At 44.9% G+C, this 13,996-nt stretch carries 9 protein-coding genes; 2 read left to right on the top strand and 7 right to left on the bottom strand.

The window, feature by feature from the left end:
- Position 1: 1 nt before the first annotated feature.
- Positions 2–721, bottom strand: a complete 720-nt coding sequence (locus tag B0H99_RS06840; RefSeq protein WP_106532907.1) for a YveK family protein — start codon at positions 719–721, stop codon at positions 2–4.
- 367 nt (positions 722–1,088) lie between these two features.
- Here B0H99_RS06840 and B0H99_RS06835 point away from each other — a divergent pair, with 367 nt between their 5' ends.
- A complete protein-coding gene (locus B0H99_RS06835; RefSeq protein WP_106532906.1) occupies positions 1,089–2,018 on the top strand; it encodes a hypothetical protein in 930 nt (309 codons plus the stop codon).
- Positions 2,019–2,215: 197 nt separating this feature from the next.
- Here B0H99_RS06835 and B0H99_RS06830 read toward each other — a convergent pair whose 3' ends face one another.
- The 4 genes from B0H99_RS06830 to B0H99_RS17665 all read right to left on the bottom strand — a co-directional run bounded on the left by B0H99_RS06830 (position 2,216) and on the right by B0H99_RS17665 (position 6,903).
- On the bottom strand, positions 2,216–2,422 hold the full coding sequence (locus B0H99_RS06830; protein ID WP_106532905.1) for a hypothetical protein: 207 nt from the start codon (positions 2,420–2,422) through the stop codon (positions 2,216–2,218).
- 129 nt (positions 2,423–2,551) lie between these two features.
- Positions 2,552–3,466, bottom strand: a complete 915-nt coding sequence (locus B0H99_RS06825) for a trypsin-like peptidase domain-containing protein (protein ID WP_181313596.1) — start codon at positions 3,464–3,466, stop codon at positions 2,552–2,554.
- Positions 3,467–3,829: 363 nt separating this feature from the next.
- Complete coding sequence (locus B0H99_RS06820) at positions 3,830–6,496, bottom strand: S8 family serine peptidase (protein ID WP_106532904.1); 2,667 nt, start codon at positions 6,494–6,496, stop codon at positions 3,830–3,832.
- Positions 6,391–6,903, bottom strand: coding sequence for a S8 family serine peptidase (locus tag B0H99_RS17665; RefSeq protein ID WP_146137248.1), 513 nt, complete (start codon positions 6,901–6,903; stop codon positions 6,391–6,393). Before B0H99_RS17665 ends, B0H99_RS06820 begins: the two co-directional genes overlap by 106 nt.
- Positions 6,904–7,171: 268 nt before the next feature.
- Between B0H99_RS17665 and B0H99_RS06810 the strand changes: the two genes are divergently transcribed.
- Complete coding sequence (locus B0H99_RS06810) at positions 7,172–8,107, top strand: nuclease-related domain-containing protein (protein WP_106532902.1); 936 nt, start codon at positions 7,172–7,174, stop codon at positions 8,105–8,107.
- Positions 8,108–8,548: 441 nt separating this feature from the next.
- Here the strand turns inward: B0H99_RS06810 and B0H99_RS06805 are convergent, their stop codons facing one another.
- Positions 8,549–10,507 carry a bifunctional 2',3'-cyclic-nucleotide 2'-phosphodiesterase/3'-nucleotidase gene (locus tag B0H99_RS06805; protein ID WP_106532901.1) on the bottom strand — a complete coding sequence of 653 codons (1,959 nt, stop codon included), beginning with the start codon at positions 10,505–10,507 and terminating at the stop codon, positions 8,549–8,551.
- A gap of 270 nt (positions 10,508–10,777) precedes the next feature.
- Positions 10,778–13,837 (bottom strand): S8 family serine peptidase, encoded by a 3,060-nt coding sequence (locus B0H99_RS06800; RefSeq protein ID WP_106532900.1) that lies wholly within the window; start codon positions 13,835–13,837, stop codon positions 10,778–10,780.
- Positions 13,838–13,996: the final 159 nt, after the last annotated feature.

The following is a 13,996-nucleotide window of genomic DNA, read 5'->3' as shown; positions in this document are numbered from 1 at the left end:
GTTATCCCGCCCTTCTTCTGGATGATGTCTCTAGGTCTGTAGCGTCTTCTTTAATAGGAGAGATTACACCAAGCAATGGAAGATCGAGTACGTCTTCGATATCCTGGTCGTTTTTAAGTGTCGTATCTAAATAGTCCAATAAGAAAGCAATGCCGACACCAAGCATCAGTCCGATAACTGCGGCAATCGCCATGTTCATCATCGGGTTCGGCGCGATCGGTGCCGGGTTTTCTTTCATTACGGCCGGTGCCAAAATCGATACGTTATCGACTTTCATCAATTCCTGGATTTTTTCCTGGAACACATTCGCTGTCGTGTTGGCAATGTCAACCGCAATTGCCGGGTCCGGATCTTTTACTGCAACGTTGACTACTTGGGAATTTTCAGCGTTGGTCACGGTGATTTTGCTGTTAAGCTGCTCTACCGTAAGGCCAAGGTCAAGTTCCTGGGACACCGGTTCTAGAATCGCTGGGCTTTTGATAATGACGCTGTATGTGTTGATCAATTGCAGATCGGTTTGGATGTTTTGATTAAGAAGTTGTGCTGTTTCAGATTTTTCTTGGTTAACAAGAATTTGCGTTGATGTTTCATAAATTGGTGTCAGTACTTTGTAGCTGACTACCCCTGCGATGATGACAGCAAGAAGGGTTAAGATGGCAATCATGCCGAGCCTTTTTTTCAACGTGGCAAACAGTTCTTGCAATGAGATGGTTTCTTCCATTTGAGGTGTATCTCCTTTATTTGTAAAATACTTTTTTCAGTATAGCATGAAGTTATTATGGTGTAGATACTTTTTTGGTATTTATTTCTTAGGTCTTTCATCATGATAAAACGTTGTTTTCATTTTAGCAACATTTTTATGGGGGACTATGGTTTAAAGTTATGTAAAATCGGGTAGAATTTTGGAATTTCCTTGCTTTAAGACTTTTAATATTACAATTTTATGGTATTGTTTGTATAGCAAGTTTTATAAAATAGGTTTTATTGCTTACGTTGATGGCCAATGGATGTATTAAAATTATGTGCTATAAAGTTTTACTGCTATATGGTATTGTAAAAAGAAGGTTTTTACTTAGGAGGATTGTTGGATGAAAAAGCACTGGAAGAAAATCGCACTTATTTTAGGGGTACTTGTATTAGCTGTCGCCGGTTCTGTGTTCTACACGTTCCAAGTGAAGGAATACGACGTGGCAGATGAGAAAGTGGACGAGGTCACAAAAGAAAAAATCGAAATCGATTTGCCTGATGACACGAAGCTCACTGTTGACGAAGACGGCAATGTAACAGAAGAAAAAGACGAAAAAGATGAAAACGATACAGAGTCTTCAGATGAAGAAGGCTCAAGCACTGAAGGCACAACTGGTTCTTCTGCTACTGGATCATCTGCAGCAGTAGCTACAACGAAAACTTCTTCTGATACGAAAGCAGTTTCAAGTTCTACTGGTTCGAATGTATCGAAAGCTTCTGCTAACAACGGATCTTCTGCTGGATCTAACGGAAACAACGGTTCGGATGGCAAAGGTTCAAATGGCAATAGCGGATCGAACGGCAACACTGGTTCGAACTCGAATGGATCAAACGGAAACAACGGTTCGGATAAAGGATCAAACGGTAATAACGGTTCTAATGGAAACGGCTCTAATGGAAACAATGGCTCAGACAAACCAAAAGATCGCGTTTCGGTTGCGGATATCAAAGAAAAGTATGCTACCGCTTTGGAAGGCTTGGAAGGCACAGCCAACGCTCGCCTTGATTCATTGATCGCTGTAGGTATTAAAGATTACAATGCAAACAAATCCAAAGGTTATCCATTCTTCTACAACAAGTACACAGCTGCCGCTGCGGATCTTGAAGCGCAAATGGATAAGGCTTTCTATGGTGTAGTTGATGTAATGAAGCGTGATTTGAAAGCGAACGGCTTGGCTGAGTCTCATGTTAAATCTGTGGTGAATGAGTATGAAAATACGAAAAAACAACGGAAACAAGAGATTATGAAAAAAGCTGTCGGTCTTAAATAAGAAGGATTGGAAACCACGACTTTCGGGTCGTGGTTTTTTTGTGGGGTGGATTGGGTTTTTGGGCGAGTTCCAACTGTTTGTGGGTGAGTTACAACTTTTCTATTATGAGTTGCAACTTAATTGGGCCGAGTTCCAACTTCCATCTTCTTTATTACGGCAAATAAAAATCCCTCCGCATTTTTTTGCGAAGGGATTTTTCATTTTTCCCATTGGCTGAATTTGAGGTCGTTCAACTTGTACAGATTCATGAAATGGACAACTGCTTGTCGCGGGATTCCCAGCTGCTTGGCGCTGACAGAAGGGCCGTGTTCTTGTCTGATGCAATGATCAATAAGGATTTCTTTTAGGTCCTGGTTAAATTGGCTTTCCAGTTTGTTTTTATAGGATTCAAAATCTGCTTTCATCCCTTCAACCCGCTTTCAGCTTGAATTTAACAGTGCAAAACTCTTCTACTGCTAGTGCTTATTCCAATTATAGGATATTAGGTATAAAGATGGTAGTAAAAATACCTATTTTTTTTTTTTTTTGTGGATTCAGAAGTTGTTTCTTTCTTCATGGTTGTTTATGATTTGTTCGATTTCTGTTGCCGGCATCGGGTCATTTAGCCAGTCGGCAAGGAGGTCTTGGACTGTGTGCATCGGGATGGAGAAGCCGATGGAGATGCCGTCTGTGTATTGGATGGAATTGATGGCAATCACTTTGCCGGTTGCTGCATCGACGAGCGGACCGCCGCTCGATCCTGGGGCAAGCTGGGCATCGATTTGGTACATGTCGCTATAAGTAAAGTTGTGCTGGAAGTCGCGGCCAGTGCCGGTGACATAACCAATGGAGGCAGAGTTCTCAAATCCGGACGGACTGCCAAAAGCAATCACTTCGGTGCCGACTGCCGTTCGGCCCCTTTCCACTTCAATCGGCGCGTTTCCGGCATAGGCATCGACTTGAATAAGCGCCACATCATCTATGACGGAAATTCCGATTACGCGTCCTGTCTCTTCTTCCCCGTCTACGTTCCGCACGAGCAGTTCTTTTTGTCCGGCTATTACGTGGGCATTGGTGACGAGTATGCCGCTATCCGTGAACAGGAAGCCGGTTCCGGTTGTTTTGCTTGTTTTGATTGTAAAGACTTTTTGCTGGGTTTCCTGGATAAGACTGATCTTTTCTTGCGCATTTTCTGCCTGGGGTGCGGTTTCTGGTGTAGGCGGCGGCTCCTGGGTTAGAGGTTGTCTGCTAGCGGTCTCTTCGATTGTTGGTGGTTTTGTCGCATCTTCCTTGGTAAGCTGTGCGGCAGAAAAACCTGCCCCGACGAGCAGAAAGGACAGGAAAAGTGTTTGGGTTTTGTTGCGCTTCTTTTGCTTGTGAATTCGGGTGATTCGATCCAGTGGCTGGCCGCAGTCTATGCAAAAACGTGCAATCTCTTTGTTTTTGTATCCGCAATTGGAACAAAACATAGCGGTCTCTCCCCTACTAGATAGTGTCATGGTTAGTATACCCGCATGCGGAATAAAAAGTCTGAATTTTATAATTATTTTATAGTTGAAGAATTGGATGGGTTATGACTTTTGGAGTTTGAGTTACAACTTTTTGAGTGCGAGTTACAACTTCTGTGGTTTCAACTTGAGAAGCGCTTGGCATTCGCGGCTGCGAATGCCTTCTTTTCAGAGTGAGGGCTTTTCGCCTTGGCGAAAAGCTTTCAAATTAGGGGTTTTTTGTTGGTGGGATTGGGTGAATTCCAACTTCCCCTAAACAATTCTCGCCGCAGCAGAAAAAAGAAGTGATCGGTGAGTGCGATCACTCCCCTTTAGGTTTGCTTTTTAAGGAGAAATTTCTGTTTTTTGCTCATGGTGATGTTTGGGGTCCCTTTCATCTATTTCGTAGATGTACTCGTTCCCAAGCTGGTCTTTGTATTCGATCACGTAAAACAATACCTCTAAGGAATCTCTTCTGTAGCTGATTTCGTTAGTTCCTTCGGCTAAGTTGTAAACTTCTCGATTCCGCTCTTTTTCATAGAAATAATAGTCATATGCATATAGGGTCATGGTGGTTGGCTCTGTTACATCTATTGAAAGATTTAGCTTGGCATCCGCCCACGAGTCGCCCGAAGGTGTAAAGAAACTTATATGGGATTTGAGCCAATTGGGCTTCTCTTCTTTTGTGATTTTCCCTTTGAACGCTGTTTCATTTCCCAAAGAGTTTTTCGCTTTGATCACGTAATAATAAATTTCTACTTCCGGATAAGTATAGTATCCGGCATCAACAATGCCATCCCAGTTAAAATGATTAAGGCCGGCCTTGCGGGTGGCTGCTTTTATTGTCCGTATTTTGGCATTGGTGCTATCATAAATTTCAACTGCTACAGATGCATCTTGCGATAATTTATAATAGACGTCGCCGCCGTACGCGCCTCCATAGAAATTGACAATCGGAGGAGCGGTGACTTCCACCGGTACTAACGCCATAATCATATTTCCAGTAGAAATATGCGTGTTTTTGTATTTATCGGCTGCGGTAATGGCGTATTGGTAGTTCCCATCGGCAAGAAGATTGCCTGCCTGGTCTTTGCCGTCCCAGACAAATTTATTGGCGCCGGTATTTTTTGCTTTGCCTGATTCTATGGTTTTAACGATTTTGCTACCATTCAATACTTGGATAGATACGGCAGCAGGCTTGTTAAGGGTATAGGTGAAAGAGGCAGTCCCTTCTTTCCTGTAGGCAAAATCTTTTGTTGCACTGACAACCGGTTTTCGCCGGTCTTCAAGAGCGAACACTTTCGACTTGGTGATCCTCACGTTTCCTGCGGCGTCTCTAACTTCTGTTTGGTACAGGTATTTCCCTTCAGCCACATACTTGCCCGAATCGTTTTTGCCGTCCCATTTCAAGAGGGCCTCTCCTGCGTTGAACGTTTGGTTATGGATAAGCCTTTTCACTTTTGCCCCTTTGTCTGTCGCTACATAAGCGGTTATCGAGACTTTTTCTTTTAAGGTGACTTTAAGTGCGGATTTCAAGGTCCCGTCGATTTTGAATGGAGATGCTAGCAGGTCGATTTGGGATGCGGGTTTGACGGTTTCCACTTCTATGGACACGTTCGCATTGGTAGCCTTGATTTTATTGGCGCCTGTTCCTGATACGACAAGTTTGTAGAGGCCGTCTTTCACTTTTTGCCCTCTGCTGTTGGTGCCGTCCCACTCAATTTTATTCCTTTTGGCGGTAACGGTTTTGTTGTAAAGGACCGTTTTCACGTATGTGTTTTTGCTGTCGTAGACTCTTGCGGCAATGGTTGTTGTCTGATTGATATCATAAGAGAGTGCGAGCTTGTTGAATGATTCCGGCGAGTAGACGGCTGATGAGCCCATCTTGATCGTCGGCTTAACTTTGTTTGTCAGCTTGACCGTTTTTGTCTTGTAGACGGTCTCCTTGCCGTTCGTCAATTTTACGACGAGCGTATAGCTGCCTGAAGATGCGTACAGGCCACTGTCCAATTTGCCGTCCCATGCGGCAGTCACCTTGCCGCCGTTCCATTTTTTCGGATTGACCAGCTTCTTGAGGGTCGTCCCTTTGGTTTTTTCGATGTACACAGATACCGTCGTTCCTTTTTGGGCAGTGAAGCTCATGCTGAGTTTGTTCGTCCCGGTGGGAGTGAATGTGGAAGCGGATGAAATAGCAGTCATAGGTGCTGGAGTTTGTTGCAGCGCTTTTAGGGCATCCACACGGCCGTATCCGAACTGTTCATCCCATCCTTTCCTCCATAGATCAAGAGCTGATTTAGCGAGAATATCTTCGACTTGGTCAGGGCTTAGGAATGGGTTTTTCGATAAAATCAAAGCGGCGACTCCGGAAACGACCGGTGCAGCCATTGACGTTCCGCTCATGTAATCATAGGAGCTTGCTGGCAACGTGGAATAAATATTCTCTCCTGGGGCGGATATGTCAATATGATTGCCCCAATTTGAAAACCAGGCACTCTTGTCTTTGTTGTCAGTGGCGGCGACTGCGATGACAGAAGGCAAGGCTGCCGGGTACATGCGTGCATTCGTACTGTTATTTCCGGCTGCGGCGATAATCACAACCCCTTTGCCTCTCGCATACTTCACTGCATCATCCTGCAGGGCACTGTAACCATAGCTTCCAAGGCTCATGTTAATGACATTCGCCCCTTTATCAGCTGCATAGACAATGGCTTTTGCAATGTCAAAATCATAAGCTATGTCATACATAAACACATTAATCGGCATAATTTTGACATTCGGAGCAATTCCCGCGACTCCTGTTTTGTTTATCGAAGCGGCTATAATGCCCGCTACATGCGTTCCGTGTGGATGGGCAGGGATACGGGTCCAGTCCATTATTACATCGTATGGCGACACAATTTTCCCTTTTAGATCGGGGTGGTCTGTTTGGACACCTCCGTCAATAACAGCGACCGTGATAGCGGAGGAACCTTTGGTAAGATCCCAAGCTTTTGGCATTTGGATTTTCGGCAAGTACCACTGTTTCTTATAGCCGGAATCACTCGGTACGTACGTTTTTCCACCCTGTAATTCGGCTGGACAAATTCGATGATCTTTTCTCCAAGCAGTTGGTTTGCAGCTGTCTCTGATTTGGTGCCTTTCGGAAGTGAAACAAGAGAAAATTTGCCGTTCAACATGCTCGCAACTTCTGTTCCTTCTATTAAACTTAAAGCTTTCTGCTTTTCTTTGGCGGTTGCGCCCCTTTTGAATTCCACAATCACTTCGTTGTTGTCGTATTCTTTTTCTTCATCGAATATGGTGGCTATGCTTTCTTTCGTAAATTCCGGCTCAGCTCCACTTTCATCGGCCGCTGCAACAGTTGAAAAAAGAAATACTAGAAAAATGCTTGCAACTATCAAGAAAGAAAATTTCACTTTCACGCTTCAATCACCTTCCTCATGATTTAGAATTTTTCTTCGGTAACGCCCTTAAATCGGAGGCCTAGCGTTCGGTTCTTGAAAAGGCATAAAAATGGTACTTTCAGCGGATTATTACTTCAAATTCCCCTCCTTTCTCACCTGTCTTTTTACTCATTATGTCTTAATTTTCAGAAAATAGATAGTTGATTTTCTTTGCAAGAGTTTGATTAAAGAAAATTTTTTAAATGGAATAAGGGAATTAAATGGTATACTTTTTCCAAAAGGAGGAATGCTATTGTTTATGAAAGAACGGACGGCTCCACATTTGCTGGAGACTCTGCCACGATTAATGTACCGGCTTCCGAAGAGCCATCGGAGCTGGGAAGATGTTTACTCGGATCATTACAAAGTGAAGGCCGGATTTGGCGGCGAGCAGCATGTGGATGAGATTTTGAGGCGGTCGCGAGTCCCTCTTGTCGTGATTGCCGACTTGCAACTTTCGGAACGGTTTTGCCAAATCGACACGGTCGTGCTGACGCCGGCTTTTGCGTTGATTTTAGAAGTGAAGAATTATTCAGGCAAGCTGCTGTTTAACGAGGCAAGCTTCCATATGGAGCAAGAAACGCGCGACGGGAAAAGGTTAGGTTTCAACTCCCCCGCCACGCAAGTATGGAACGCTCGAGAAGAACTGGCATTACTTTTTGAGCGTTTAAATGTAAAGCTGCCGATCCATACCGCAATTGTTCTCCCCTACTCCTCGACACTGGTCGAAGGAGCTCCGAAAGGAATTCCTGTCGTTTACGGCAACTCGTTAAACTATTTTATCTCAATCCTTCCTCAGACCGGCCAATTGATAACCGCTAAAGAATTAGAGGCAGTCGGCCGACTCCTTATCGATCACCACTCACCTTTCCCTAAGACCGATCTTTCCGAAATTTATTCCTATGAAATACATGATCTGAAAAAAGGCGTGCTGTGTGAAAGCTGCGGCAACTCATGTCGGAAGCTGAGCCAGCGGACTATTATCTGTTTGTCGTGTGGCATGAACTCAGTCGATGGCTACAAGCGCGCACTCGATGACTGGTTCGATTTTGCTTCGCCCGAGATCACTAGCGAGCAGGTCCGCCATTATTTGGGGTTGAAAGACAAGCATGCTGTTGGGTACTTGATGAAGAAGATGGGATTTTGTTTAGGTAAAGGGTCGAGGGTTTATGTTAGGGCATGAGTGATATTTTGTTTTGTTAGCATTCGCTTGGGCGAATGCTTTTTTTATGGGCGGGAGCTTGTATGTGAGTTGCGACTTTTTCCGGGCGAGTTCCAACTTATGGGCAGCGAGTTTCGACTTTCTTGTCTTGAGTTACAACTTGTCCCCGACGAGTTCCAACTTCCCCAAGTGAGAGCTAGCTTGATGATCGGCATTCGCGGCTGCGAATGCCTTCTTTTTGGGGTAGGGCTTTTCGCCATTGGCGGAAAGCTTTCAAATTAGTTTTTTGCTCGCTTGGAATGTGGGTTACAACTTTTCTTGGCCGAGTTCCAACTTATGAGCAGTGAGTTAAAACTTTCTTGCCTCGAGTTACAACTTAGCCATGGCGAGTTCCAACTCCCCCGTCTCTCCCCACAAAAAAAGCCATTCACTCCAAAAGTGAATGGCTTTCTTCTATAATACTTATTTAATTTCTAGTTGGAACTTAGCGAAGCCTTCTGCAGCTGGTGCAAGGTATTTGATGCCGCTGTCTGCTGGGATCACATTTTGGGCTTTTGGTGAGCTTTCGAACGTGAGCGTTGGGCTGCCTTCAATAGCAACGAAGTTCCAGTTGCCGTCAGCAGACGGGTTGATTGTTCCCGTTGCTACCATGTAGTCCATGATCGCTTGGCGATTTTCGTAAGCAAAGTCAATGGATTCCTTAGCGTTGCGGACGCCTGGGAAGTTGCCGCTCGCGCGGTAATTGTTTGTCACGACTAGGAATTCTTGATCGTTCGCTACCGCTGTTCCGTTATAAGAAAGGTTCTTGATTCGTTCGGCTGATGCGTTTACCAAGTTGCCGTCTTTGTCGTATTTCGCCGGCTGGGTTACGTCGATGTCGTAAGTGACGCCGTCGATTACGTCAAAGTTGTATGTGCGGAAGTCATTGTTGATCAATGCTTGTTCGCCTGTTGCATTTGGATTGATTTGATTAAATTGACCAGCGGACATTTCAAGCCATTCTTTCACATCCGCTCCTGTCATTTTTAAAGCGAAAAGGGTGTTGTCGAAAACATAAAGGTCGGCGACGTTTTTGATGGCGATGCTGCCTGCTGCGATGTCTGTGTAGTATTCAGCGCCGTTGCGTGACCCCGCTTTGAATGGAGCTGCTGCTGTCAATAGCGGCAAGTCAGCGTTAGCTGTTCCTGCGATTTTATCTTCAACAAACCATTTTTGTGCGTTATTGACGATTTGGACCGATGGATCGTCTTTCACTAATGAGAAGTAGCTGTTGATCGGAGCTGATGTTTCGCCTACCGGTTGGCGGACATATTCAATTGTTGCTTCGTGTGCTTCTTTTACAGCGTCGACAACTTCTTTCGCCACTACGTCGGTCTTTGTGTCGATGGCGCGAAGTTCCGCTTCTTCTTTAACTACTGTCCATTCTTTTCCTTTTGGCAACAGGGTTAGATCAATGACGCCCAAGTGGCTGCCGAATTTCCCTGGCATAACGACTGGCGTGCCGTTGATCGTGCCTTGTTCTTGGTCAACATTCGGCAGGTCTTTGTATGCTCCTGGGAATACTTCATGGTTGTGGCCAGTGATGATGGCATCGATTCCTTCAATTTCAGTAAGCTGATACGTGATGTTTTCTTCGCCAACTTCATGAACCTCATCGCCCATTCCTGAGTGGGAAAGGACAACAACTACGTCAGCACCCGCTTTTTTCACTTCAGGAAGGAATTTCTTCACGGACTCCACTGCATCTTTCGCGACCACTTTGCCTTCTAAGTTCACGCGGTCCCATTTCATGATCTGTGGAGCAACGACACCGATTACGCCGACTTGGATCGTTTGTTTTTTGCCTTTTTTATCGACAACTTCTTTATCGATAACTGTATACGGGGTAAAGCGGTTCTTGCCCGTTTCAGCATCGTAGACGTTTGCGTTCAATACCGGGAACGGAGCATCGTCCATTGTTTCATCCAAGTAATCAAGGCCGAAGTTGAACTCATGGTTTCCAAGAGTTGTTGCATCAAAGTCCAATGACTCGAGTGCCGCATATGCCGGATGCAATTCACCGTCTTCCAGTTTATCGACGGTCGCTTTATAGCCGCCAAGCGGCGTGCCTTGGATCAAGTCGCCGTTGTCAAACAGCAAAGTGTTTTTGTTTTCTGTGCGTGCTTGGTTTATAAGAACCCCTGTTTTTGCTAGTCCGAGGCTGTTTGAAATTTTGTCTTGGTAATAATCATAGTTTACGAAATTCGTGTGCAAATCAGATGTGCCGAGAATGCGAAGCGATACTTCCTGTTTTTCCAGACCTTTACCCGGGTTTTCTGCCGCACCTTTTGTTGCAAGTGCCGTTGTGTCCACCGTTACTAAACCGCTTACAGCAAGCACCAACGCTGAAGCTGTCATCGCCGCTTTCTTCTGAATCGACATTATTCCATCTCCTTAAGAGTGATTTTTCCAACTCTTTTATTATATATAGAATTTATTGAATAATTGCTTTTTGTAATAAAGATGTAATAATTAAGTATTTTCTTAATAGTTTTTACAATCTATTTCCCGGGAAATGATTTTCGAATTGTCAGATTTTATTTCCTGGGAAATAGTTAGATTTTAAGTTTGCATGGATTGAAGGAGACTTCCAACTGCAGTCAATGTAATGAAAATATAAAAAAACGGGAGAAATATTTCCTCCCGCTCCCTTTATTTCTGGTAGATGACTGCTTCGCCCTTATTTCCTGCGGCATCGGTTATTTCAACATTTATAGTGTCGATTGCCTCATCTGTTGGCACCGGTACGGAGAAGGTACCGTCCTGCTCGAGGTTGAATGGCACCGCTTTTTCCTCTTGGCCGTTTCGGGTAATAGTGTAAGTAGCGCGGAGCTTTTCGTTCAAATCAAAATCTTTTTCATAAGAGATCAACTCTTTATTGAAGTCCAGGTATTTGTCCATTACTTTGCCAGTTGCTGTTCCTGCTGAAACAGACCCTGTAATCAATGGTTTGGACGTTTTGACGAAGAAAGGCCAAAAAGAATCAACCAGGTCTGGAAGGCCTTCATCACTACCTGTATTTCTTCCAAGAAACTGAATGCCGTAAAGGCCATCTGGAATGGTGGTTCGCGGGTCTCCGTTCCATGGTCTGTAAGTGCCGTCCATCCGTAAATTGTATTTATCTTTCTTTAAAGCCGGCTCTTCAAACAAGTACCCGATTTCAGTAGCAAGCGCTTGTCCTTCATAAGACTCAGCAGTCAAGTCATATAAGACAACCTCAAAATTGATGACATCCCCCGTTAACGTAAATCTTAATTCCCCTTCATCTTTCACGTTATCTCCATTCGGAGACAAATCCGGTTGGGATATAACCACTTGTTCAACGTCTCTTTCTTCCAATTTTCCGAGGCCCGCCGCAAATGGTAAGGAAATCACCGTATTGCCTTTTGCCAAATGGATATAGCCAAGAACTTCAGCCTCAGGGTCCGCTTCTTCCATTTTAGAAGCCGCCAATTGGATTGTTAACTCCTCTTGCTCCGTTAAGGTGAAAGTCGGTTTGTCGACAGTCACTTTTGCATCCGCGTAGGTTTTTATCATTTCGATTGTCGCTTTGTATTCTCCGCCTGCTCCTGTAATATCTTTTACTAGAATTTTTTTGGAGATAAACAAGTTCTTTTCTTTTAGCGAATGCTCACCGAATGTTATGGTTCCTTTCGGATTATCGACCAGCACTCCTGTTTCGTTTTGCACCGCTTTATCCTGGGCATAGGCCAGCACTGCAGGATGGGCCGCAGCATAGGCTTGGACACGTCCCGCGCCTTGTGCAAAAACATCGTATTTCTGTTTATCCAACCTTTTCGCCGTATTCGATAGGGCAACTTTGATGTCGAACGGCGTCCAGTCCGGATGGGCTTGTTTTAGCAAAGCCACAATGCCGGTCACGTGAGCCGCCGACATGGCAGCTCCAGAGCCGTGTCTGTACGATTTGCTGTAGTCGGCATTTGGAAAATCCGTTTTGTATAACGGCTTTGTCGATAGGATTTGCATGCCAGGGGCAAGAACATCCGGTTTGATATCGTAATCCGGATAGCTCGGTCCCTGTGCACTGGTTTCATCCACTTCATCACCTTTTGTCATTGTTGTTCGGAAAGCACTGAATGTGACGGTTCCTTTCCCCTCTTTCAAGTGGGGACGAAGCGCTTCCCCGTCCGCTTGGGACAAATCGAATGCTGGGATCCAATCAAAAGATTCTCCTAAAAAGAAGCCTGATGGTTCCGGCGCCTTTTCTTCGTTCTTCACGTTATGAAGGAAAATAGCCACTGCCCCTTGCTCTTTGGCAACGCGTATTTTTTCTTCTGGCGCAATCCGGCCCATGGCCACAACAACCACTTTCCCTGTTGCGTCGATGCCTTTATAATCCTTCGGCTGCCCCGCTTCAGGAATCGATACAAGTTCGTATTGCCCGGTTAACTTCTCTGCAGGGCTTTCATTGAACGTCGCAGCCATTAGATTGGCAGTTCTTTCGAATGTGAAATCTCCGATTTTGGCATTTATAGTTGCTCTATGCTTTTCTTCGGGAAGTGTCGTACTTCCGACTGCAATGCCAAGCCGGGAAGTCGCAGGAGTCGCAATTGTCGAGCGGTATGGTCCGTCACTCCCCCCTGCCATTACTGCGATTGTTCCAGCAAGAGTCGCATTATTGATGGCATAAGACAAACTGTTTGACTCGGAAGAATTTAAAAACTCATAAGATAAGTTGATGATATCTATGTCTTGTTCTGCCGCTTCTTCTATTCCCGCAAGGACCCACGACTCTTGAGCAAACCCATATGCCCCTACCACACGATAAGCATACAAATCCACTTTAGGAGCTATTCCTTTAAAGCCGAAAGTGTTAACGCCGTTAGCCGCAATTGTTCCTGCTACAAGCGTTCCGTGCGATGTCGCAAACGGATTCCCATCTTCGTCGAATTCAGGCACGTTGCTCGGCCGTTCCGACGGTTTTGTTTCAGAAGGGTCGTTGTCCGCCCGGGGCTCTGTATATCTGAACGAATGTTTGACAAAGTTTTTTCCACCTTTGTAAACGCCTTTGAATTCCGGATGGTCCGGGTCGATGCCGGTATCGAGAACAGCCACTTTGACGCCTTCCCCTTGGAACCCTTCTGCCCAAAGCTTATCGACACCCAAGAATTCTGGAACGGAAATGGTGCTGCTAGCTGCTTGTGGAGTTGCCTGCGACTGGGTTGCGCCTTCTGCTATTTGAATTGTTTGATCCGGTTCGATTGCTCGGATCGTTGGCACTTCGAGCATTTTCTTTATATCTTCTGCTTTGACAACAGCTGAAAAACCGTTCAGGACAGTGGAATAAGAATGAGTTTCTTCATATAGAATGTTTTTTTCCTGCAGCTCGCTTTTGACTTTCGCTTGTTGGGCTTTGACATTCGCTTCTATGTTAGTTGCTTGTTGCGGTGAAAGTGTCTGGCCTTTCGAAGCTTGAATTCCTTCCTCAAATGCAACGGGCTTTTCGGTCAAATGGACGATAACTGCCACTTTTTCATCGCCGGAAACGTTTTGCAGCTCTTGGTGAAGCCTAGGTCTGCTGGCCGCTAGCTTCATTTGTTCTTCAATGGCTGACATAATAGGCTGGAGGTTTTCTTTTACTCCACTCTCTTGGCCTGCTGCCGCTGATGAGGAAAATGGTGAAAAGAATGACAAGACCAACACCACTGGCAAGATGCTGCTGAAGAATTTGCTCGCTTCCCGTCCTTTCACTTCCAACTCCTCCTTAAAAAGGTATGTATGGAAATCCGAACGTCTGAATATTCTAATTTTATCATATATATTTGATATTTTTATCACTTTATTGCGTTAAAGTGAAATAAAAGTATTAACTTTAAATGTATGTGCTGCTAGTTGGATTGGGAGTTTTTT

The sequence above is a fragment of the Planomicrobium soli genome (genome assembly GCF_003014655.1).
GTDB lineage: Bacteria > Bacillota > Bacilli > Bacillales_A > Planococcaceae > Planococcus > Planococcus soli_B.
This window is presented reverse-complemented; position numbering and strand designations above follow the sequence as displayed.

Coding starts and splice junctions, on each gene's coding strand:
- B0H99_RS06810 (WP_106532902.1), top strand. CDS start 7,172: ATGCTATTGTTTATGAAAGAACGGACGGCTCCACATTTGCTGGAGACT.
- B0H99_RS06840 (WP_106532907.1), bottom strand. CDS start 721: ATGGAAGAAACCATCTCATTGCAAGAACTGTTTGCCACGTTGAAAAAA.
- B0H99_RS06805 (WP_106532901.1), bottom strand. CDS start 10,507: ATGTCGATTCAGAAGAAAGCGGCGATGACAGCTTCAGCGTTGGTGCTT.
- B0H99_RS06825 (WP_181313596.1), bottom strand. CDS start 3,466: ATGTTTTGTTCCAATTGCGGATACAAAAACAAAGAGATTGCACGTTTT.
- B0H99_RS06835 (WP_106532906.1), top strand. CDS start 1,089: ATGAAAAAGCACTGGAAGAAAATCGCACTTATTTTAGGGGTACTTGTA.
- B0H99_RS06830 (WP_106532905.1), bottom strand. CDS start 2,422: ATGAAAGCAGATTTTGAATCCTATAAAAACAAACTGGAAAGCCAATTT.